General features: G+C 72.2%; 18 protein-coding genes. 13 read left to right on the top strand and 5 right to left on the bottom strand.

Annotation, left to right across the window (positions count from 1 at the left end):
* Positions 1-15 precede the first annotated feature (15 nt).
* The 3 genes from QC385_RS21255 (at position 16) to QC385_RS21245 (ending at position 3,174) form a co-directional block, all read left to right on the top strand.
* Entirely contained in the window at positions 16-975 is a 960-nt protein-coding gene (locus QC385_RS21255) for an alpha/beta hydrolase (RefSeq protein ID WP_279542888.1), read from the top strand.
* Positions 976-1,097: 122 nt separating this feature from the next.
* A complete protein-coding gene (locus QC385_RS21250; protein WP_279542887.1) occupies positions 1,098-2,315 on the top strand; it encodes a PucR family transcriptional regulator in 1,218 nt (405 codons plus the stop codon).
* 175 nt (positions 2,316-2,490) lie between these two features.
* Entirely contained in the window at positions 2,491-3,174 is a 684-nt protein-coding gene (locus tag QC385_RS21245; protein WP_279542886.1) for a cutinase family protein, read from the top strand.
* A gap of 931 nt (positions 3,175-4,105) precedes the next feature.
* Here the strand turns inward: QC385_RS21245 and QC385_RS21240 are convergent.
* Complete coding sequence (locus tag QC385_RS21240; protein WP_279542885.1) at positions 4,106-5,827, bottom strand: hypothetical protein; 1,722 nt, start codon at positions 5,825-5,827, stop codon at positions 4,106-4,108.
* Positions 5,828-6,054: 227 nt separating this feature from the next.
* On the opposite strand from QC385_RS21240, the gene QC385_RS21235 reads away from it, so the two are divergent.
* On the top strand, positions 6,055-6,285 hold the full coding sequence (locus QC385_RS21235; RefSeq protein WP_279542883.1) for a hypothetical protein: 231 nt from the start codon (positions 6,055-6,057) through the stop codon (positions 6,283-6,285).
* Positions 6,286-6,356: 71 nt separating this feature from the next.
* Here the strand turns inward: QC385_RS21235 and QC385_RS21230 are convergent, their stop codons facing one another.
* On the bottom strand, positions 6,357-7,211 hold the full coding sequence (locus tag QC385_RS21230; protein ID WP_279542882.1) for an aldo/keto reductase: 855 nt from the start codon (positions 7,209-7,211) through the stop codon (positions 6,357-6,359).
* Between the two features lie 173 nt (positions 7,212-7,384).
* Between QC385_RS21230 and QC385_RS21225 the strand changes: the two genes are divergently transcribed.
* Together QC385_RS21225 and QC385_RS21220 are read left to right on the top strand one after the other, a co-directional pair.
* Entirely contained in the window at positions 7,385-7,798 is a 414-nt protein-coding gene (locus QC385_RS21225) for a VOC family protein (RefSeq protein ID WP_279543134.1), read from the top strand.
* A gap of 251 nt (positions 7,799-8,049) precedes the next feature.
* The gene (locus QC385_RS21220) at positions 8,050-9,054 is read left to right on the top strand and encodes a substrate-binding domain-containing protein (RefSeq protein WP_279542881.1); all 1,005 of its coding nucleotides are present in this window, start codon (positions 8,050-8,052) and stop codon (positions 9,052-9,054) included.
* Positions 9,055-9,067: 13 nt separating this feature from the next.
* Here QC385_RS21220 and QC385_RS21215 read toward each other — a convergent pair whose 3' ends face one another.
* Positions 9,068-10,081 (bottom strand): LacI family DNA-binding transcriptional regulator, encoded by a 1,014-nt coding sequence (locus QC385_RS21215; RefSeq protein ID WP_279543133.1) that lies wholly within the window; start codon positions 10,079-10,081, stop codon positions 9,068-9,070.
* Positions 10,082-10,303: 222 nt separating this feature from the next.
* On the opposite strand from QC385_RS21215, the gene QC385_RS21210 reads away from it, so the two are divergent.
* Genes QC385_RS21210 through QC385_RS21195 form a run of 4 tightly spaced genes read left to right on the top strand, consistent with a single transcriptional unit; the run spans position 10,304 to position 14,612 of the window.
* A complete protein-coding gene (locus tag QC385_RS21210) occupies positions 10,304-11,254 on the top strand; it encodes a TIM barrel protein (RefSeq protein ID WP_279542880.1) in 951 nt (316 codons plus the stop codon).
* A 9-nt stretch (positions 11,255-11,263) separates the two neighbouring features.
* The gene (locus QC385_RS21205; RefSeq protein ID WP_279542879.1) at positions 11,264-12,703 is read left to right on the top strand and encodes a sugar porter family MFS transporter; all 1,440 of its coding nucleotides are present in this window, start codon (positions 11,264-11,266) and stop codon (positions 12,701-12,703) included.
* Between the two features lie 23 nt (positions 12,704-12,726).
* The gene (locus tag QC385_RS21200; protein WP_279542878.1) at positions 12,727-13,746 is read left to right on the top strand and encodes a Gfo/Idh/MocA family protein; all 1,020 of its coding nucleotides are present in this window, start codon (positions 12,727-12,729) and stop codon (positions 13,744-13,746) included.
* Positions 13,743-14,612, top strand: coding sequence for a sugar phosphate isomerase/epimerase family protein (locus tag QC385_RS21195; RefSeq protein WP_279542877.1), 870 nt, complete (start codon positions 13,743-13,745; stop codon positions 14,610-14,612). The genes QC385_RS21200 and QC385_RS21195 overlap by 4 nt, the downstream gene beginning before the upstream one ends.
* A 63-nt stretch (positions 14,613-14,675) precedes the next feature.
* Here QC385_RS21195 and helR read toward each other — a convergent pair whose 3' ends face one another.
* On the bottom strand, positions 14,676-16,832 hold the full coding sequence (gene helR / locus QC385_RS21190) for an RNA polymerase recycling motor ATPase HelR (protein ID WP_279542876.1): 2,157 nt from the start codon (positions 16,830-16,832) through the stop codon (positions 14,676-14,678).
* Between the two features lie 340 nt (positions 16,833-17,172).
* Between helR and QC385_RS21185 the strand changes: the two genes are divergently transcribed.
* Positions 17,173-18,057: a Gfo/Idh/MocA family protein gene (locus QC385_RS21185; RefSeq protein WP_279542875.1), complete on the top strand. Its 885-nt coding sequence runs from the start codon at positions 17,173-17,175 to the stop codon at positions 18,055-18,057.
* 25 nt (positions 18,058-18,082) lie between these two features.
* Here the strand turns inward: QC385_RS21185 and QC385_RS21180 are convergent, their stop codons facing one another.
* Positions 18,083-18,970, bottom strand: coding sequence for a GNAT family N-acetyltransferase (locus tag QC385_RS21180; RefSeq protein ID WP_279542874.1), 888 nt, complete (start codon positions 18,968-18,970; stop codon positions 18,083-18,085).
* 383 nt (positions 18,971-19,353) lie between these two features.
* On the opposite strand from QC385_RS21180, the gene QC385_RS21175 reads away from it, so the two are divergent.
* A complete protein-coding gene (locus tag QC385_RS21175; protein WP_279542873.1) occupies positions 19,354-20,544 on the top strand; it encodes a beta-1,3-glucanase family protein in 1,191 nt (396 codons plus the stop codon).
* Between the two features lie 94 nt (positions 20,545-20,638).
* Positions 20,639-21,778 carry a PP2C family protein-serine/threonine phosphatase gene (locus tag QC385_RS21170; RefSeq protein WP_279542872.1) on the top strand — a complete coding sequence of 380 codons (1,140 nt, stop codon included), beginning with the start codon at positions 20,639-20,641 and terminating at the stop codon, positions 21,776-21,778.
* Positions 21,779-21,804: the final 26 nt, after the last annotated feature.

The following is a 21,804-nucleotide window of genomic DNA, read 5'->3' as shown; positions in this document are numbered from 1 at the left end:
GACCGAGGAGCCGCCATGCCCGATCTGCCGCCGAAGCCCGCTGCCGGAGTGTCCCGGCGCACCGTCGCCAGAGCGACGGCCGCCGCCGGCCTCGCCGCCTTGTTCGGGGCCGCGGGCGGCACGGCCCGTGCCGCGGCCGCCACCCGGCTCGGGCCGCGCACGCTGGACGTGTCCGTGCCCTCCGCCGCGCTCGGCCGCAGCGCGCCGGTCCGGCTGATCCTGCCGTCGGACTTCGGCGCGCGGCCGGAGCGGACGTATCCCGTGCTGTATCTGCTGCACGGCGCCCACGACGACTACACCTCCTGGACCCGGGAGACCGACATCGAGGCCTTCACCGAGGGCCGCGACCTGATCGTGGCGATGCCGGACGCGGGCCCCACCGGCATCCCCAGCGTCTGGCGCGGCGGCCCCGACTACGAGACGTTCCAGGTCAAGGAGGTGCCGACGCTGCTCGCCCGGGACTACCGGGCCTCCGGTGTACGGGCGGTCGCCGGGGTTTCCACGGGTGGCTACGGAGCGATGGCCCACGCGGCCCGCCACCCCGGGGCGTTCAAGGCCGCGGCCTCGTTCAGCGGCATCCTCGACACCACCGCCCCCGGTGTGCCCGCCATCATGGACGCCATCGTGGCCCGCGAGAACCTGCCGGCCTCGTCCCTGTGGGGGCATCCGCTGCTGAACCTGCTGACCTGGCGGGACTTCAATCCGCGGGCCCGCGCCACGGGACTGCGCGGCACCGCCCTGTACGTCTCTCAGGGCAGCGGAGTGGGCGGCGGCAGCGGCGGCGACCCGCTGCCCGGGCTGCTGGAGAGCGCCCTGTGGCCCTCGGCCCAGGGCTTCGCCGGCACGCTCGCCCGTCTGGGCATCCGGGCCACCACGCACCTCTACTCGGGAGGAGGACACGACTGGCCCTACTGGAAGCGGGAGTTCACCGCCTCGTGGCCGATGCTCGCCCGTGCCCTGGGCGTGCCGGAGTGACGGGGGTGCCGTCGGGGCACGGAACGGAGCGCAGGGGTCGTCCGTCCAACACAGGACTTCCCGCTCGTCCCAGCGGTTACAGTCCGCGGGCGAGCCGCTTCCGCTCGAAAGGAGTGTCCGTGATGGCTGTGCCCGCCCCGCACGGCGTGCCGGACCGCCCCCATACGCCACCGGTGCCGCCCGACCTGGCGAAACTACTGCGCGCCCAGCTGGCGACCGTCGCCGACCAGGTGGAGGAGGAGGTCCGCCGTCAGGTTCCCGAGTACGCGCGGCCCGCCGACGGGGCGTACGGCAGGAACCTGCGCTCCGGGGTGGTGCAGGCACTGACCCTGTTCGTCGACCACATCGCCGACCCGCGCGACGACGGGGGCGCGATCGCGGCGACGTACTACGAACTGGGGCGCGGCGAGGCCCTGGAGGGCCGCAGCCTGGACGCGTTGCAGTCGGCCCTGCGGGTCGGGGGGCTGCACGCCTGGCGGCTGATGGGCCGTACGGCGGAGGAACTCGGCCTTGACTCCTCGGTCGTCGCGGCACTCGGCGAGCTGGCGTTCCGGACCGTGCACGAGGTCGCCGAGGCGGCCGCGGCCGGCTACGCGGAGGCCCAGCTGCGCAGCTCGGACGAGCTGGAGCGGCGCCGCAGACGGCTGCTCGACCTGCTGCTGGAGGACGGGCCTGTGGCGCTGGAGGCCGTGCAGGATCTGGCGCACAGCGCGCGCTGGGCGGTGCCCCGGACGGTCGCCGTGGTGGCGCTCGCGGCGGCGCCGGACCGGCAGGAGGAGGACCGGCCGCTGGCCGCGGCGGGCGCGCTGGTGGACATGGAGTCCCGGCCGCCGCGCATGCTGGTGCCCGACCCGGACGGCTCCGGCCGCTTCGGCCGGGCGTTCACGCTCGCGCTGCGTGGCCGGCCCGCCGCGATCGGCCCGACGGTCGCGGTCACCGACGCCGCGCAGTCGCTGCGGCTCGCCACCCGGGCGCTCGGGCTGATGGGACGCGGGCTCCTCCCCCGCCAGGGCGTGGTGCGGTGCGCCGACCATCTGTCGACCCTGCTGCTGTACGGCGACGAGCCGCTGCTCGAACGGCTCCAGGAGCGGGTCCTCGCGCCGCTCGACACGGTCTCGGCCGGGCAGCGCGACCGGCTCGCCGAGACACTGCTGGCGTGGCTGCTCAGCGGCAGCAACGTGCCGGACGTCGCCGTGCGGCTGCACATCCACCCGCAGACGGTCCGCTACCGCCTGCGCCAGCTGGAGAAGCTGTTCGGCGACGCCCTGCACGATCCGGGGACCCGCCTCGACCTGATTCTCGCGTTGCGGGCGGAGTCATTGCGTGTGCCGCAGAACTGATTTCCCGTACGGAACGCAATCGGCGAGTTACTCAACCGGCGGCACACTCAATCGGCGACAAAAAACCGCGGCGATTCCATAATCCAGTCCATAACACCCCGGGAGACACAGCGAATACGTTCGGGCCGTCCTTTTTCGCAGGCGCTCCATGCGCCTCACCCGCGGAGGATTCCCCATGCGTATCCGTTTGTGTCTCGCCGCGCTCTCGCTGGCCGGCGGGGCCGGTCTCGCCACCCTCTCGGCTCCCTCGGCCACGGCCACGTCCACGACTGCGGCCCCGAACGCGGCCCCGAACGCGGCCGCGGCCTGCACGGACGTCGAGGTGGTCTCGGCGCGCGGCACCTTCGAGCCGGGCACGCTCGGCTTCATCGTCGGAGACCCGGTGTTTTCCGCACTGAAGAAGAAGGTGACGGGCAAAAGCCTGTCCAGCTACGCCGTGGACTACCCCGCCAACCTTTCCCTGACGTCTGCCGCGCAGGGCAACAGGGACCTGGTGAACCACGTGCAGAGCCAGGCCGCCGCCTGCCCGAATCAGCGTTTCGTTCTCGTCGGCTATTCGCAGGGCGCGAACGTCGTCGACAACTCGATCGGCATCAGCAGCGCGGGCGCGGTGGTCGGCAGCCCCATCGTGGCCACGCTGCCCGCGGCGGTCGAGCCGAAGGTCGCCGCGGTGCTGCTGTTCGGCAACCCGATCCGAGCCCTCGGCAAGAGCGTCACCGGCACGTACCAGAGCCGCACCCTGGACATCTGCGCCAAGGGCGACCCCGTCTGCGAGAGGGGCGGCGGCGACACCGGGGCCCACCTGAGCTACCGCGACAACGCGGACGAAGCGGCGACGTTCGCGGCGGGCAGGCTCTGACCCGCATCACACCGAAGCGACGAGGCCCCGCGCCGGGGCACGGTTCGGCCCCGGCGCGGGGCCTCATCGCGCGCGGGGCCTCGGCCCGGGCACGGAGCCTCGGCCCGGGCACAAGGCCTTGGCCCGGGCGGGCCCGGAAGCGGGCACAGGGCCCGGGCACGAGGCCTCGTGCCCGGGCACGGAGCCCTAACCCGGGCACGGAGCCCTAACCCGGGCACGGAGCCCTGGCCCGGGCACGGGGCGTGGCCTGGGCACGGGGCCTGGCCCGGGCGGGCCCGGGCGTGGGGCCTTGGCCGCGGCACGGAGCTGTGCTGCGGCGCGGGGCTCGGCCGTTGCGCGGGCCTCGGTCGCTGCACGGCCGTGGCTGCGGCGCGGATCCCGCCGCGGCGGGGCCCTGCCCGGGCAGCGGGGCCCGGCCCCGGCGGGGCTCGGCCGTTGCGCGGGCCTCGGTCGCTGCACGATCGTGGCTGCGGCGCGGACCCCGCCGCGGCGGGGCCCTGCCCGGGCAGCGAGGCCCGGCCCCGGCGCGGCTTGAACCGGACGACGGGCTTGGCCCGGCACGGGACCTCCGATCCGGCGCGAACCTCGTTCCCGGCCCGGATCTGGTCCGGGCGGCGGGGCTTGGCCGAGGCACAGGCCTGTGCCTCGGCACAGGGCTCGGTCGCTGCACGGGCCTTGGCCGCCGCGCGAACCTGGCCGCGGCGGGGTGCCCCGGTAGCGGGGGCCCGGCCCCGGCGCGGCTTGAACCGGACGACGGGCCTTGGCCCTGACATTGACCTCGCTCCGGCACGAACCTCGCTCCCGGCGCGGACCTGCGCCGGGCGGCAGGTTCGACCGCAGCGGGCGTCCCGTGACGCCCGAGTCGTGGCGGCATGCGAAGGGGCCCGGGAGGAATCCTCCCGGGCCCCGGACGTGCGTGCGGGCGGGTGGGCTAGCGCGGTGACCGTGCGAAACCGGCGAGGCTCGTGGAGACGGGCTCCGGGCGGCCGTTGTTCTGGGTGGGTGCGGCGGTCAGTACGTCGAGGTGCTGGTAGCCGTCGGCGATGACGGGGTGGAGCTCGGGCGGGATCCGGCCGGCCAGCAGGCCCTCGCCCGCGAGGACGGTGAGCACCGGGTTGGCCTTGAGCCCGGCCGGATGCACGACGAGCTTCTTGACCTGCGGCGAGGTGGCCATCTGAATGTCCGTCACCAGCTTGGTCGGGAAGTACTGTTCGGTGAAGTCCAGGGGCTGCTCGGCCAGGCTGCGGGCCAGTTGCCGCACGTCGGTGACCTCCTCGCCGGGGCCGGTGAACGGCGTGCCGTCGGCCGACCGGTGGCCGGGGTCGTCGGTGTCGCCGACGCGATCGTAGTTGCGCCAGGTGTAGAGCGGTCCCTGCGGCCGGTCCGGGATGGCCTTGTACGCGGTGCCGTACAGCCCTGGCTGCTGCGTCCCGCCGTTGGCCACGGGGAAGCTCTTGTCGGCGATCGGCCCGCCGTCGAAGAAGCCGATGCTGGTCTGGAGGAAGGCGAGTGGTACGGAGTTGTCGTCCAGCAAGGCACCGAGCACCGCCCCGTTGGTGAGCCGGAAGTCCTTCACGGCCGGCTTGCCGGTGAGGAACGCGGCGGTGTCCTTGGAGAACAGGGCGCGGTGGGTGGCCTCGATGTTGAGGTTGGAGGGCAGGTAACGCGGCAGGCTCGCTTCGGCGTCCGGGTCCTTGAGGGCACCCATCCCCGCGATGCCGAGCAGCGTCATGGTCTCGGGGTTGAGCAGCACCGGCGCGGACAGCGTGCGCGGCAGCACCCCGCTGTCGAGCCCGGCCTGCACCACGCCGTAACCGAGGCCGATGTCGGGCAGGTTGGTGTCGTCCGGCAGGCTGCCGCTGAGGTCGGCCAGCGAGGTGGAGACGGTCGTGTCGAGGGCGAAGTAGCCGGCGCACTGGTTGTAGCCGGCGTCCGCCGTGGTGGCCCGGTCGCCGTCGAAGTCGGCGGCGGCGAAGTACCCGGTGATCACACCGCCCAGCGAGTGCCCGCCGCACAGCACCTTCCGCTTGCGCTGCGTCTGGTCGGGCAACTCGGCGGTGAGCAGGTCGTACTGGTCGCGCACGGTCTGCTGGATGCCAAGCCTCGCCATCCAGCCCAGTTTCCCGTTGTCGGTGAAGCCGGCGAAGGTCCGGCCGTCGACCTGTTTGCCCCGGTAGTAGTAGTCGACGGCCGTGTGCTGGTCGCCGGAGGCGATGCCGGTGCGGTCCTCCAGGCAGTTGGAGCGCCGGTCCAGCGCCCAGAACTCGATGTGCAGGCCCTGCTCGGCGGCTCGCGCCACGGTGTTGCGGGCCACGCTGTCGAACGCACCGGCCCCCTCCAGGATGCCGGGCTGGGCGACCAGGATCCGGTCCGCGTCGGCCGAGGCGGCGGGTCCGTCGGCGGAGCGGTAGCGCAGGTACGACAGCCAGTCGCAGGCGGCCGGACGCGGCCCTGCCGACTGCGGCAGCGGCGCCTTCACCCGGACCACCGACTCCGTCACCCCGGTCACCGGCGACGTCGACGCGACCGGCGTCTCGGTCCGCGCGCCGTCGGCCCGGGCACCGGGAGCCGCGGCCGTGAGCGTCCCGGCGGTCAGCAGCACCGCCAGTGCGGCCCCCCGCCACTTCCCTCTTGTCCTACGGTTCATGTCCATGCCACGGACGCTAGGGCGCCGGCAGGAGCTCGCTCAGGGGGTGCTGATGAGAACTCAGTTTCCGGATCGCGCCTTGTCACCGGCGCACAGAGCCTCCGTCACCGGGGCCGGGGATCGGTGGCCCGGACCGGCTCAGCACCGGCGGGTTCACCGGCTCGCCCCCCTTCGTGCCCCCTTTTTGACCCGGCCGAGCTGCGCACCGGCGATTTCGGGAGCATGGTGGGGCTATGGACGGTCAACCCCCTGTGGTCGTGCAGCCGCCCGCGTCGGACGGCGGACGGCTGGTGACCATCCGCGGCGAGCGCATGGGCGTCGCCTACAGCCTCTTCGACGTGCTGGACCTGCTGCACCGCGAGGGCCTGCCCACCGCCGACACGGCCGTCGACGACACCGAGCTGATCGAGTGGCGCGGCGGCGGCCCGTACGACTGGAACAGCGGGTCGTCCGACGAGGCCTGAGCCTTCCTGGAGCCCCGTGTGCCCGCAAGCGGACCCGGGAGCCCGGGTCCGCTCGCGGGCGAGGCCCTGTCTCAGTCCGCTCCCGCCGCGCTCCCCGCTCCCCCGGCCAGCCGGTCGAGGCGGTCGCGGTGGGCGGGCGTCAGGTCGAGGTCCGCCGCGGCCAGGTTCTCCTCCAGGTGCTCGATGCGTGCCGTGCCGGGAATCGGCAGGACGACCGGTGAGCGGTGGAGGAGCCAGGCGAGCGCGACCTGCGTGGGCGTGGCACCGAGGTCGGCCGCCACGGCCGCGATCTCCGCCTCGGCCCCCGCCTTCCCCCAGGCGACGGGCCGCCACGGCAGGAAGGCGATCCCGGCCGCCGCACAGGCGTCGAGCACCGGCTCGTGTTCACGGTCGAGCAGGTTGTAGCGGTTCTGCACGCTCGCGATGTCGACGATCTCCCGGGCCTGCGCCAACTCGGCGACGGTGACCTCCGACAGCCCGATCCGGCCGACCAGGCCCTCGGTCCGGAGGTCCCGCAGCGTGCCGAGCTGGTCGGCGAGCGGTGTCCCGGGGTCGATGCGGTGGAGCTGGAGCAGCTCGATCCGCTCGACGCGCAGCCGGCGCAGGGCCTGCTCGACCTGGTGGCGTAGGGTGCCGGGCCGCCCGTCGAGCCGCCACTCGCCCTCGATGCGCGCGACACCGACCTTGGTGGTGATCAGCAGCTCGTCCGGATAGGGGTGCAGTGCCTCGGCAAGGAGCTCCTCGTTGGCTCCCCAGCCGTACATGTGGGCCGTGTCGATCAGTGTGACGCCCAGCTCCACGGCCCGCCGGGCGACCGCGAGGGCGTTCTTCCGGGCGGGGCCGGCCTCGGTCGGCAGATGCATGGCTCCGAATCCGAGCCGGCGTACGTCCAGATCCCCGCCGATGCGGAAGGTGGTCGTTGTCATGAGCGCGGTCCTCCCCCTCTGCTCAAGGCGCCACGCTAACAGCGCGGTTGGCGACGGCGCCGGTCACCGGGAGGGACGCGCCGCCCCCGGCACGGCACCGCTCGACGAGCCGCCGCCGGTGCCCGGCGTTACGCTGCGCGCACATGGCCCTCGGCCCCTTCACGGAGGTTCTCATGGTCTCGCGTCTCAACCCGTACCTGTCCTTCAACGGCGACGCCCGGCAGGCGATGGAGTTCTACAAGGAGGTCTTCGGAGGCACCCTGGCCCTGAACACCTACGGCGACTTCGGCCAGGCGGAGGCCCCCAACGCCGACAAGATCATGCACGGCATGCTGGAGACGCCGAGCGGCTTCACCCTGATGGGCGCCGACAATCCGCCGGACATGGAGTCCGCGCCGGGCCAGCCCTTCGCCGTGAGCCTGAGCGGCGACGACGACGCCGAGCTGACCGGCTACTGGGAGAAGCTCTCCGAGGGCGGCTCGGTGTCGGTACCGCTGGAGAAGCAGATGTGGGGCGACGTGTTCGGCATGTGCACGGACCGCTTCGGCGTCCCGTGGATGGTCAACATCAGCAGACCGGAGAGCTGAGCAGCGCAGAGCGCTGGACGGTCGGGGACCGTCCAGCCCGCGGGCCGCCCGCACACGCCGTGCACTGCCGGTGTGTGCGGGCGGCCCCGTTTGTCGGAACGTCCTGTTTGTTGGAACGTCCTGACAAAGCTGTTGACATCACCCCAGGGCGCCCGCATAGTACCTGCCACTAGAGCGCGCTAGTGACGCGCTCCAGTTACCTCCCCGGACCGGGCACGGCCCCCTTCCCAGCACACCGAGGTGCACCCGACATGCGCAGACACCACAGATCCGCAGCCCTGACCACCGCCGTCCTCGCGGGCGCGCTGCTCGCCGCCGGCTGCTCCAGCGGCTCCGGCGGGAAGCAGTCCGAGACCGGCGGCACCGATGCCGCCGTGGGCAAGGCCACCACGCCTCGGATGACCGTCGCCCTGGTCACCCACGCGGCGCCCGGCGACACCTTCTGGGACCTGATCCGCAAGGGTGCCCAGGCCGCCGCCGCGAAGGACAACATCAAGCTCGTCTACTCCAGCGACCCCGTCGCCGGGAACCAGGCCAACCTCGTGCAGAACGCCATCGACCAGAAGGTCGACGGCATCGCGCTCACCGCCGCCAAGCCCGACGCCATGAAGGCGGTCGTGGCCAAGGCCAAGGCGGCCGGCATCCCCGTCGTCGGCTTCAACTCCGGCCTGGACAACTGGCGGGAACTCGGCATGCTCGAGTACTTCGGCCAGGACGAGAACATCGCCGGTCAGGCCTTCGGCGAACGCCTCAACCAGCAGGGCGCCAAGCACGCCGTCTGCGTGATCCAGGAGCAGGGCCAGGTCGCGCTGGAGGCACGCTGCGCCGGCCTGAAGAAGGGCTTCAAGGGCACGACGGAGAACCTGTACGTCAACGGCACCGACATGCCCTCGGTGAAGTCGACGCTGACCGCCAAGCTCCAGAAGGAGTCCACGATCGACCAGGTGGTCACGCTGGGCGCCCCGATCGCCATGACCGCCGTGCAGTCGGTCAAGGACGCGGGCAGCAAGGCCGAGATCGCCACCTTCGACCTCAACAAGGACCTCGTCGGCGCCATCCAGAGCGGGGACATCCAGTTCGCCGTCGACCAGCAGCCCTACCTCCAGGGCTACCTCGCCGTCGACGCGCTGTGGCTCTACAGGACGAACGGCAACTTCAGCGGCGGCGGCACCGCGCCGGTGCTCACCGGGCCCGCCTTCGTCACGAAGGACAACGTCGACAGCGTCGCCGAGTTCGCGAAGAAGGGGACGCGCTGAGACAGGGACTCGCTCAGGAGGGGACTCGCTGGTCCTCCGCCGGAACGGGCCCGCTCGTTCCCCGCACCACCAGTTTGGGGTCCAGCACCGCCTCCCTCGGCGGCAGTTCCCCGTTCTCCAGCCGCTCGACGGCGAAGCGGACCGCGTGCTCGGCCATGAGGAACGCGTCCTGGCGGACGGTGGTCAGGCCGAGCGGCATCAGGTGGGAGAGGTGGCTGTCGTCGTAGCCGACGACGGACAGGTCGCGCGGAACCTCGACGCCCGCCCGGGTCAGGGCCATCAGCAGCCCCATCGCGCAGCGGTCGTTGCCGGCGAGGACCGCCGTCGGCAGCGGCCGTCCGCTGTCGCGTTCGGCCAGCAGCAGCCGGCCGGTCTCGACGCCGGACTCCTCGGTGTGCTCACCGGGGATCACCCGCGCCTGCGCCTCAAGCCCGTGGCGGCGCATCGCGGCGCGGTAGGCACGCCGCCGCTCCGCCGAACCGGGGCCGCGTCCGCCGTCGATGTGCACGATCCGGCGGTGCCCCAGCTCCACCAGGTGGTCCATGGCCTGCCGGACGCCCTTGCCCTCGGCGGAGTGCACGAAGTCGACATGGGCCTGGGGCACCCGGCGGCTGATCGAGACGGCGACCGTGCGCTGCCCGAGCTCGGCGAGGTAGTCGGGTTCGGCGTCCGGGCCGAGCAGGATCACGGCCTCGCAGCGGTGGCTGAGCAGCGCCTCGACCGCCTTGGCCTCACTGCGGCCGTGGGTGGCCCCGGAGAGCAGGACGTCGTAGCCGAGCCGTTCGGCCTCGGGGTAGATACCGGTGATGAGGTCCGTGTGGAAGGTCTGGTGCACGGTGAACATCACGCCGAGCGTGCGACTGCGGCCACGGGCCAGCAGCCGGGCCGCGCTGTCGGGCCGGTAGCCGATCTCGTCGGCCACGCGCAGGACCCGCTCCCGCGTCTCCCGGCTGGCCCCCGCCTGGTTGCGGAAGATGATCGAGACGAGCGCGCGGGACACGCCCGCCTTCTCGGCGACGTCCGCCATCGTGGGCCGCTGCCTGCCCGATGCATCCACGTGTGAACCCACCCTCCGACGCCGACCACCTTACGGGGCGTCCCGCACGGGATCCGTACGAGGACCCCGCAATCTCCCGGCAACAACCTATTGACATGACATTTGGACAGGGGTCATCGTACTCGAACTAGAGCGCGCTAGTAGAGCGCATCAGTTTCAGGCCCCCCTTCCTCTCCCCGAAGGACCCTCACCATGGCAACGGCGCCAGCCCCGCTGCGTACGACCGTCGGCAACCTGTGCCTCGGCTCCGCCCCCGACTCCTGGGGCGTCTGGTTCCCCCAGGACGAGCACCAGGTGTCGTACACCCGTTTCCTCGACGAGCTCGTCCAGGCCGGATACCAGTGGCTGGAGCTCGGCCCGTACGGCTATCTCCCCACCGACCCGCAGCGGCTGAAGGCCGAACTGGACGCCCGCGGGCTCAAGGTCTCCGGCGGTACCGCGTTCGGCGCGCTGCACCGGCCCGAGGCGTGGGACGAGATGCTCGCCCACGTCCGGCAGGTGGCCGCGCTGACCGCCGCCGCGGGGGCGCACCATCTCGTCTTCATCCCGCCGATGTACCGGGACGAGAAGACGGGTGCGTTCACCGAGTCGCCCGAGCTGACCGCCGAGCAGTGGGCCGGGTTCGGCCGGGCCGCCGACCGGCTGGGCCGGCTGCTGCTGGAGGAGTACGACGTACGGCTGGTCGTCCATCCGCACGCCGACAGCCACATCCAGACCCAGCCGGAGATCGAGCGGCTGCTGAACGAGTCCGACAGCCGTTACACGAACCTCTGCCTGGACACGGGGCACGTCGCGTACGGCGGTGGGGACAACCTCGACCTGATCCGCCGCTTCGGTGAGCGGGTCGGCTACGTGCACATCAAGCAGATGGACCCGGAGATCCTGGCGCAGGTCGCGGCCGAGGACCTGTCCTTCGGCGAGGCCGTGAAGCGCGGAGTGTGCGTGTCACCGCCGACCGGAGTACCGAGGCCGGCCGATGTCGTGGCCGAACTCGCCCGGCTGGACGCGGAGTTGTTCGTGATCGTCGAGCAGGACCTGTACCCGTGTGCACCCGAGGTGCCGCTGCCGATCGCGGTCGGCACCCGTGAACACCTGGCCGGCTGCGGACTGTCGGGTACCCGGCGCCCGAACATCGACAGGTAAGGAGCGGCCATGGACGTCACGGACGACACGACACCGGCCTCCACCCCACCGCCCGCCACCGCCGTCGCGGACGACGCCCCTGTGGCGGTCAGGCGGCGGCTGAGGCTGATCACGATCATCGCCACGTTCGGTGGTCTGCTCTTCGGCTACGACACCGGAGTCATCAACGGCGCCCTGCCCTACATGACCGAGGACCTCGGCCTGACCCCGGTCACCGAGGGCATGGTCACCAGCTCGCTGCTGCTGGGTGCCGCGCTGGGCGCGGTGGCCGGCGGCCGGTTGTCGGACGCGCGCGGCAGGCGGCGCAACATCCTGCTGCTGGCCGTGCTGTTCTTCGTCGGCGCGCTCGGCTGCACGCTCGCCCCCACGACCGAGGTGATGATCGTGGCACGGTTCGTGCTCGGTCTCGCGGTCGGCGGCGCGTCGGTGACCGTGCCGGTGTACCTCGCGGAGGTGTCACCCGCCGAGCGGCGCGGCGCTCTCGTCACCCGTAACGAGCTGATGATCGTCAGCGGTCAGCTGCTGGCGTTCACGTCGAACGCGATCATCGCCCAGGTCGGCGGCGAGTCCGGTGGCGTGTGGCGCTGGATGCTGGTCATCGCCACGCTGCCGGCGGTGGTGCTCTGGTTCGGCATGCTGGTGATGCCGGAGAGCCCCCGCTGGCTGGCCTCCCAGAGCCGCTTCGGGGAGGCCCTCGAAGTTCTCAGGCAGGTGCGGTCGCAGGCCCGGGCCGAGGCCGAGCTGAAGGAGGTGTCCGCGCTCGCCGTCAAGGACGAGCAGGCGAAGCTCGGCGGCTGGCAGGACATGAAGAGCACGCCGTGGGTGCGCAAGCTGATGTTCGTCGGGTTCGGCATCGCGATCGTGCAGCAGATCACCGGCGTCAACACGATCATGTACTACGGCACGCAGATCCTCACCGACGCCGGTTTCGCCGCCGACAGCGCGCTGACGGCGAACATCGCCAACGGCGTGATCTCGGTGCTGGCCACCTTCGTCGGCATCTGGCTGCTGGGCCGGGTACCGCGCCGCCCGATGCTGATGACCGGTCAGGCCGGTACGACCGCCGCCCTGTTGCTGATCGGCATCTTCTCCTTGGTCCTGCCCTCGGGTGACGCGCGGGCGTTCGCGGTGCTCGCCATGACGGTCACGTTCCTCGCCTTCCAGCAGGGTGCGATCTCGCCGGTGACCTGGCTGATGCTGTCGGAGATCTTCCCGATGCGGATGCGCGGTTTCGGCATGGGGATCGCGGCCGTGGTGCTGTGGCTGACCAACTTCGTGATCGGGCTGGTCTTCCCGTCCCTGGTCTCCGGGATCGGGATCTCCAACACCTTCTTCCTCTTCGTGGTGGCGGGCCTGCTGTCGCTCGCCTTCGTCAAGCGCTACGTCCCCGAGACCAAGGGCCGCACCCTCGAAACCCTCGAAGCCGAGCTCCGCGCCCGCCTCTCCTGACCCTCCCTTCGAAGGAAACGACCATGACCGTACGTGTAGGCGTCATCGGCGCCGGAATGATCGGCCAGGACCACGTCCGGCGGCTCACCGAGGTCGTCACCGGGGCGTCCGTGACGGCCGTGACCGACATCGACACCGACCGCGCCGCCGAGGTGGCGGCCCGGGCCGGCGCCACCGCGCTGCCCACCGGCGCGGAGCTGATCGCCTCCTTGGACGTGGACGCCGTCCTCGTCACGTCCTGGGGGCCCACCCACGCCGAGCACGTCCTGGCCGCGATCGAGGCCGGCAAGCCGGTGTTCTGCGAGAAGCCCCTGGCCACGACCGCCGAGGACTGTCTGCGGATCGTCGAGGCCGAGCGGGCGCACGGCCGCCGCCTGGTGCAGGTCGGCTTCATGCGCCGCTTCGACGCCGGCTACCGCCAGATGAAGGAGGCCCTGTCAACCGGCTCGCTCGGGGCCCCGCTGATCGTGCACTGCGCCCACCGCAACCCGACCGTGCCGGAGTCGTACCACTCCGCCATGGCCGCCCAGGACACCGCCGTGCACGAGATCGACGTGCTGCGCTGGCTGCTCGACGACGAGATCGTCTCCGCGCAGGTGGTCACCCCGCGCGCCACGAGCAAGCGCTTCGCGCACCTCAAGGACCCGCAGATCATGATCTTCGAGACGTCCGAGGGCGTCCGGATCGACCTGGAGGTCTTCGTCAACTGCCAGTACGGCTACGACATCCAGTGCGAGGTCGTCGGCGAGGACGGCCTGGTCCGGCTGCCCGACCCGGCGGCCGTCGGGATCCGCACCGCCGCCCGGCACGGCACGGGTGTCCTCCAGGACTGGAAGGACCGGTTCGCGGAGGCCTTCGACACCGAGTTCCGCGAGTGGGTCACGGGCGTGGCCGCCGGCGCCGAGCCCACCGGCCCGTCCTCCTGGGACGGCTACGCCGCCACCGTCATCACCGACGCCGCCGTCCGGTCCCTGGAGACCGGCGGCGAGAGAGTCACCGTCGACATGAAGCCCCGCCCCGCGTTCTACGGAGGGACCGCGTGAAAATCGCCCTCGACCCCTATATGCTCCGCGACCTGCCGATCGACGAAATGGTGCGCACGGTCGCCGAACTCGGCTACGAGTACATCGAGTTGTCGCCGCGCGCGGACTTCATGCCGTTCTTCCTGCACCCCCGTGCGGACGACGCGCGGGTGTCCGAGCTGAAGAACTCGCTGCGCACGCACGGCGTGCAGCTGTCCTCTGTGCTGCCGCTGTACAAGTGGTCCTCGCCGGACGAGACCGAGCGGCAGGCCGCCGTCCGCTACTGGAAGCGGATGATCGAGATCACCGTCGAGCTCGAATGCCCGCTGATGAACTCGGAGTTCAACGGCCGTCCCGAGCGCGCCACCGAGAGCGAGGCCGCCTTCTGGCGCTCGCTGGAGGAGCTGCTGCCGGTGTTCGAGCGCGAAGGCATCGCTCTGAACCTGGAGGCGCACCCGGACGACTTCTGCGAGGAGAACACCCCCGCCGTCGATCTCGTCCGCGCGATCAACAAGCCGTGGGTGAACTACCTGTACTGCGCGCCGCACTCCTTCCACCTCTCCGGGGCCTCGGAGGCCGGCGCCGACATCGCGGCGATGATGCGCTACGCCGGTGACAAGCTCCAGCACGTGCACATCGCGGACTCCTTCAACCACAAGGGCTCGTCCGGCCTGCGCTACATCCTCAACCCGCCGGGCACTGCGGCCCGGATCCACCAGCACCTCGACATCGGCCAGGGCGAGGTCGACTGGGACGCCTTCTTCGGCACGCTGCGCGAGCTGGGCTTCGACGGTGTCGCCACGTCCTGTGTCTTCGCCTGGGAGGAGCGGGCCCGGGAGTCGTCGGCGTTCATGCTGGACCGCATCCGCAAGGAGCTCGCCGCGTAGGGGGGCGTCCCAGAACCTCCGGCCGGGGCCCCCACTGCGGGAGGGCCCCGGCCGGAGCCCCTGTCAGGAACTCGTGAGGACGACGAGCTGCCGGGTCGCCCGGGTCATCGCGACATAGTGGTCGACCGCGCCCTCGATGCCCGTGCCGAAGTCCTGCGGGTCGACGAGGACGACCAGGTCGAACTCCAGTCCCTTCGACAGTTCCGGGGTCAGCGAACGGACCCGGGGCGAAGCCGGCCGGAACCCGGGATCGCCGATCACACAGGCGATCCCGTCCGCGTGGGCGGCGAGCCAGGAGTCGAGGACGGAGTGCAGCTGCGCGGTGGATCCGTGCACGACGGGAACGCCGCGGCTGCGGATCGAGGTCGGCACGTTGGCGTCCGGCAGCGCGGCCCGGATGACCGGCTCGGCCTCCGCCATGATCTCCGCCGGCGTCCGGTAGTTGATGCTCAGCGAGGCCAGGTCGACCCGGCCGAACCCGACCCGCTCCAGCCGCTCCCGCCACGACTCCGTGAACCCGTGCCGGGCCTGCGCACGGTCCCCCACGATGGTGAAGCTGCGGGACGGGCAGCGCAGCAGCAGCATCTGCCACTCCGCGTCCGTCAGTTCCTGGGCCTCGTCCACGACGATGTGCGCGAACGGCCCGGCCAGCCGGTCCGGGTCTTCGGCGGGCAGGGCGGACTCGTCGACCAGGGAGTTGCGCATGTCCTGCCCGTGCAGCATGACCAGCACCCCTTCGCCGTCGTCGTGGGTGTGGGCCTCCAGCAGGTTGTCGACGACCCTGTCCATGCGTTCGCGTTCGGCGGCGACGGCTGCGGCGTGCCGGCGCTTGCGCCGTGACGCCTCCGGGTCGCCGAGCCGCTGCCGTGCCGCGTCCAGCAGCGGCAGGTCGGACACCGTCCAGGCGTGGGGATCCTCGCGCTGGAGCTTTCGCACGTCGTCGCGGCTGAGCCAGGGAGCGCACATCCGCAGATAGGCCGGCACCGACCACAGGTCTCCGACGAGATCACTCGCCTCCAGCAGCGGCCAGGCGCGGCTGAAGGCCGTGAGCAGGTCCCTGTTGCGCGACAGCGACCTGCGCAGCAGGGCGGCCGGCGCGTCGCCCTCGTGCTTGTCCTCCAGGATCGTGAGCAGTTCCTCCCAGACCTGGCCGCGCGCGTCGTTGTGCGGGGTGCCGGGCTCCGCCGCCGCGAACGCCACGAGCCAGTCCTCGGCACTGAGCCGGATGTCCGACCAGTGGGTCGTGACCGTCATGCCCTCGGTGGGCGGCTCCTCGTAGAACGCGACGGCCTTCTCGATCGCCTTCACCATGTCCGCCGACGACTTCAGGCGCGCCACGTCCGGATCGGTCTCGACGGCCGCTTCGGCTCCCTCGGTGACGAGGTCCCGCAGAATGCAGGTCTGCACGCCCTCCTCGCCGAGGCTGGGCAGCACGTCGGAGACGTAGGAGAGGTAGGGCCGGTGCGGGCCGACGAACAGCACGCCGCCCCGGCGGTGGCCGAGCCGCGGGTCGGAGTGGAGGAGGTAGGCGGAGCGGTGCAGGGCGACGACGGTCTTGCCCGTGCCCGGACCGCCGTCGACGACGAGGGCGCCCCGTGAACCGGCGCGGATGATGGCGTCCTGGTCGGCCTGGATGGTGCCGAGCACGTCCCGCATCCGGGGCGAGCGGTTGGTGCCCAGGCTGGCGATGAAGGCGGACTGGTCGTCGAGCGCGGCGTGCCCGACGGCTCCGTCCGCGGTGAACACCTCGTCCCAGTAGTCGCTGATCCGGCCGTCCGTCCAGCGGTAGCGGCGGCGGCTGGCCAGGCCCATCGGGTTGGCGTGGGTGGCTCCGAAGAACGGCTCGGCCGCGGGGGAACGCCAGTCGACCAGCAGCCGGCGCCCCTCGCTGTCGGTGAGGCCGAGTCGTCCCACGTACACGGGCTCGGGGTCATCCACGCCCACCATGTGCCCGAGGCACAGGTCCAGGCCGAAGCGCCGCAGTGCCCGCAGGCGGGCGGTCAGCCGGTGGATCTCGGCGTCCCGGTCCATCGCCTGCCGGCCCTTCCCGCCGGGCGCCTTGCGCTCGGCGGCCAGGCGGTCGGACAGCTCGGCGATCGACTGTTCGAGACGGGCGGCGATGGCGGCGAAGTGCCGCTCGTCCCGGGCGATCAGCGCCGGGTCGTCTTTGTGCGCGAGGCGGTCGGGAAGGTCGAACGCGCTGGTGGTCAGGGGGGTCACGTCATGCTCCCGTATCCGCAGGTCCTGGTAGGCCGGACAGTCTGCGGCACACAGGGGGTCTTGCCGCAAGGCCCCCTGTCTGCTATAGGTTGAGAGTGGCAAGGAGAGCTCTCCTTGCCTTTCTTCGTTCTCACCTCTCCCACTTCCACGCGGATCCGCTCGCCGATGTGCGCGGACAGGCCGAAGACGACACGACGGTACTGCTCGACGCCGCGGCCCAGTAGGCCCCCTGACCCCTGACCGGGCTCCCGGGCGGCCGGTCCCGTGTGACACGCTCTTCGCCGAGCGGTCGGCCGGAACCGGCCGCCCGCGGTTTCAGGCAGCGTGGAGAGGCGGCGGCATGCGCATAGGACTGCTCGGCACCGGACCCTGGGCGCAGCTGGCCCACGCACCCGCACTGAGCGGGCATGGCGAGCTCGACTTCGCCGGTGTGTGGGGGCGTCGACCGGAGGCCGCCAAGGAGCTGGCCGAGCGGCACGGTGTCCGGGCGTACGACGACGTGGACGAGCTGTTCGCCGACGTGGACGCGGTCGCCGTGGCGCTGCCTCCTGACGTGCAGGCCGAACTCGCCGCGCGGGCGGCGCGTGCCGGGTGTCATCTGCTGCTCGACAAGCCCCTCGCGCCGACGGTGGAGCAGGGGCGGGCCGTGTTCGAGGCCGCCAAGGAGGCCGGGGTCGCCTCGGTCGTGTTCTTCACGACCCGCTTCCAGCCCGGGCCGGCGGCGTGGATCGCCGAACAGGCGGCGGTCCCGGGCTGGTTCACGGGGCGGGCGCAGTGGCTCGGGGCGGTGTTCACCAGCGAGAGCCCCTTCGCCACGCCGTGGCGGCGGGAGAAGGGCGCCCTGTGGGACGTCGGCCCGCACGCCCTGTCCGTGCTGCTGCCGGTGCTGGGCGACGTGCGGCGCGTGTCGGCGGCGGCGTACGGCCCCGGGGACACGGCACACGTCGTCCTCGACCACATCAGCGGCGCGTCGAGCACCCTCACCCTGAGCCTGACGGCACCGCCCGCCGCGTCCGGTGCCGCCGTGGAGCTCCTCGGGGAGGCCGGGGCCGCGGTCCTGCCGGAGAGCTCCGAGGGAGCGGTTCCCGCACTGAGGCGGGCCGCGGACGCCCTGCTCGCCGCCGCCCGGACCGGCCGCCCGCACGCGTGCGACGCGGCGTTCGGCCTGCGGGTCACGGAGATCCTGACGGCGGCCGACGCACTGCTGAACGACGGCGGGCGTTAGCCCCGCAGGACGGCCGGCCCGGTTCCTACACCAAGTCGAAGTTGAGCCGTTCCCTCACCACCGGGAAACCGGCCTTGGCGAAGTTCGCGGCCATGGGGAAATTGCCCTGGTCCGTGGCGGCGGCGATGAAGTCCGCGCCCTGGTCGGCCAGGAAGTGCGTGCACTCGGCCAGGAGGTCGTAGGCGTAGCCGTGGCCGCGCTGGTCCGGCAGGACGCCGATGAAGCCGATGCACGGGCCCGTGGGGTTGTGGGCCGGGATGTGGATGCCGGCCATCTCGCCCTTCGGGGTGTACGCGACCTGCCACCACTCGCGCGGTGAGGGGCACCAGTGGAAGAAGTCGAGTTCCTCCTGGGCCGCCTGGTCGAGTCCGCCCTGTTCGATGGCCTTCAGCGCGTGGGCGTCGAGCGTGACGGAGTGGATGCGGCGCAGCGCGTCGAAGAACACGGCGTCGTCCGGTTCGGCGCGGAAGGTGAGGCGCCCGGGCCGCTCGGGCAGGCCGCGGTCGGGGGTCCACCGGTACAGCAGGCGTTCCACCAGGAGGTCGTAGCCAGCCTTCCGTGCGGCGGTGAAGCGGGTCTCGGCCGCGGCGCGCAGGGCCGGGTCGTCGCGCCAGCCCGCGGGCAGGTTCAGTTCCAGTTCCACCTGCCAGGGGGCGGAGCGCAGGAGCGCGGCGCCCGCTTCCTCCTCGCCTTCCGCCACGTCGAACCAGTTGAGGCTGAGGGGCTCGGTGTCGTCGGGGCCGCCCCACCAGGCGCCGCGGGCCACGACCCTGCCGTCGCGCAGGGCCACCCGCTTCCAGTCGGGGCGATGCCGGGTCAGCCGGTGGCCCTCACGGGCGCCCAGCGGATCGGGCAGGGTGTCGAAGAGATCGGCGTCGCTCGCGTCGAGCGCGCGGATGACCACATCGGTCACGGAATTCCTCCGGGATGCATGGTGCGGAGAGCGCTCCCGGTGAGGTCAGTCGAGGCACGCCGGGACGAGAAGCAGGGAGCGCTGGAACGGTGTGAACTGCACGGCTCTGCCCTCCTTCCACCGGTCTCGGGGCGTGACGCCGACACGCTACGGGATCACCGACTTGACCGTCCATCGCTTTTCCGACGCGGCTTAAGTGGCCCTTAAGAGCCGGTTAAGCGACCGTCAGGGCGCCCAAGTAGCGAACTCGAGAAGGGATTTCGGCATGACAGACGGGTTGGCGGGAGTACTGCCCGTCCATACCATCCGTGACGCGGAGCCGCCTGAGAGCGCTCTCACGACGGTGGCCCGCATCCGTACCCGCACACCAGGAGACCCCCCACATGACTCCTCGTCACCGACGCCCGCTCACCCGCCGTACGCTCCTCACCGCTCTCGGCGGCACGGTCGTCGCCGCCCCGGCCGTCGCCGCACTGGCCCCCCACGCCCTGGCGGACACGACCGGACCGAAGGCGGCGGCCGGCCTCCCCCTGACCCTCGTCAACGACAGCGGATCCTTCGGCAACGCGAGCGTCCACGTCTACGTCGTGGGCAACGCGGACGGCCGGCAGGTACGCCTCACGCCCGACGGCACACCGGCCCCGGTGGCCCTGTCGGACAACGGGCCCGACGGCTTCACCGACTACGCGATCGCCCTGGCCGGCAGCGGCGAGACGCGGTTGTCCCTGCCGTACATGTCGGGCCGGATCTACGTGTCGCTGGGCGCCAAACTCAAGTTCAAGGTCGTCGCGGACGGGGCGGGCCGGCCGGCGCTCCAGTACCCCGCCGGCTGGGTGACGTCCGATCCCAACTACGGGGTGCTGCACGACTGCGCCGAGTTCACGTACAACGCGTCGGGGATGTTCTGCAACACCACCATGGTCGACATGTTCAGCGTGCCGCTGAGCATCCGGCTGACCGGCGCGAAGGACCAGACGACGGGCACGTTGCGCGAGGGAGGCCGGGCGGCCGCGTTCGCCGCCGTGCGGAAGGTCCCAGAGTTCGAGCGGCTCGTCGTGGACGACACCCGGATCATCGCGCCCGGCCACGGCCTGGACGCCGGGCTCTTCTCCGAGGACTACTTCGCGCCCTACATCGACGAGGTGTGGAGCACGTACACCGGCAAGGATCTCTCGGTGACCACCAACGCCGGTACGTTCACCGGCCGGGCGCGCGGCGGGCGACTGTCGTTCACCGGGCCGGCCGAGGTCTCCTTCGCGAAGCCGTCCACCCGTGACGTGCTGTTCTGCGACGGCGCCCTCGCCGCTCCCAACGACGGGACGACGGGGCCGGTCGCCGCGATCCTGGGCGCCGGTTTCAACCGTTCGACGCTGGTGGGCTCCGCCGCCCAGCCGACGACCGACCCCGCGTCCTTCTACCGGACCGGGCTCACCAACCACTACGCCAAGGCCATGCACGCGGCCGCGCGGGACGGCAAGGCGTACGGCTTCGCCTTCGACGACGTGGCCGACTTCGCCTCGTACATCCAGGACACGGCGCCGACGGGGCTGCGGCTGACGCTCACGCCGTTCTAGCGGGCGCGCACGCCCCGTCTGCCGCCGCTGACCGCCGCCCCTGGCGACGCGGGCCCGGAGTGCGGCGCCCGGTGGGGCGTAGCAGCGTGGTGGTGTGAGCAGAGCGCGCGCCCGGCTGCCGCGCCGGGACAGGGACCGTAACCGGGATCGGGATCGGGACCTGGACCGGCGGAGCTGGCTGCGCGGCGCACCGCCGCCGGTCTGGGCGCGGCTGCTGCCCTCCGTACTGCTGGCGGGCGTGTGCACGGCGGAGCTGATCAGTCCGGTGCCGCTGGACGTCGGCTTCCTGCTGGGCGCGATCCCGCCGCTGGCCGTGCTGGCCCACGGGCCGGTCATGACGGCGGTGCTCGGCGCGCTGGCGGTGGTGGTGCTGACGGTTCCCGTCTTCCGTCTGGACAACCCCGGCAGCACCGATCTGCTGACCGTCTGCTTTGTGGCGGCGCTGAGCGTGCTGCTGTCCTTCGTGCGCAGCAGGCGTGACGCGCAGCTCGTGACGGAACGGGCCGTCGCCGAGGTCGCGCAGCGGGCGGTCGTGCCGCCGCTCCCGGAAGAGGTCGGGCCGGTACGGTGCGCGGGTCTGTACCGGGCCGCGCAGAGCGGGACGCTGGTCGGCGGCGACTTCTTCGACGTACGCGCGGGCCCCTACGGCGTACGGGCGGTCATGGGCGATGTGCAGGGGCACGGGCTGTCGGCGGTCGCCACGGTCGCGTCGCTGCTGGGCGCGTTCCGGGAGGCGGTGCTGGACCAGCCGGATCCGGAGGCGGTGGCGGCCCGGCTCGACCGGAGGCTGGCGGTGGACTCCGCGGGCGAGCCGCACGCCGAGTTGTTCGCGACGGCGGTGCTGCTGGACTTCTCCGCCGACGCGCGTGTGGTGCGGATCATGGCGTGCGGGCAGGCCGGTCCGCTGCTGCTGCGGGACGGGCGGACCGTCGAGCTGGACGTCGAGCCGTGCGCGCCGCTGGGGCTGGGCCTCACCGGGGTCACTCCGCCGAGGGTCGTCTCGGTGCCGTTGCGGGCCGGTGACCGGCTGTTCCTCGCGTCCGACGGTGTCACCGAGGCCAGGGACGCCGGCGGGGTCTTCTATCCCCTCGCCGAGCGGCTGCCGGGCCTCGCCGACGAGGATCCGGCCGCGCTGGCCGAGCGGGTGTGGACCGACCTCGTCCGGTACTGCCCGGACGTGCGGGACGACGTCACGATGCTCGTCCTCTCACCGCGCCCTCGGGGCGGGCCCTGACGGCGGCCGGCGGCGGCCCGCGATGT

The sequence above is a fragment of the Streptomyces sp. DH10 genome (genome assembly GCF_029813805.1).
In the GTDB taxonomy this organism is placed as follows: Bacteria; Actinomycetota; Actinomycetes; order Streptomycetales; family Streptomycetaceae; genus Streptomyces; species Streptomyces coeruleofuscus.
This window is presented reverse-complemented; position numbering and strand designations above follow the sequence as displayed.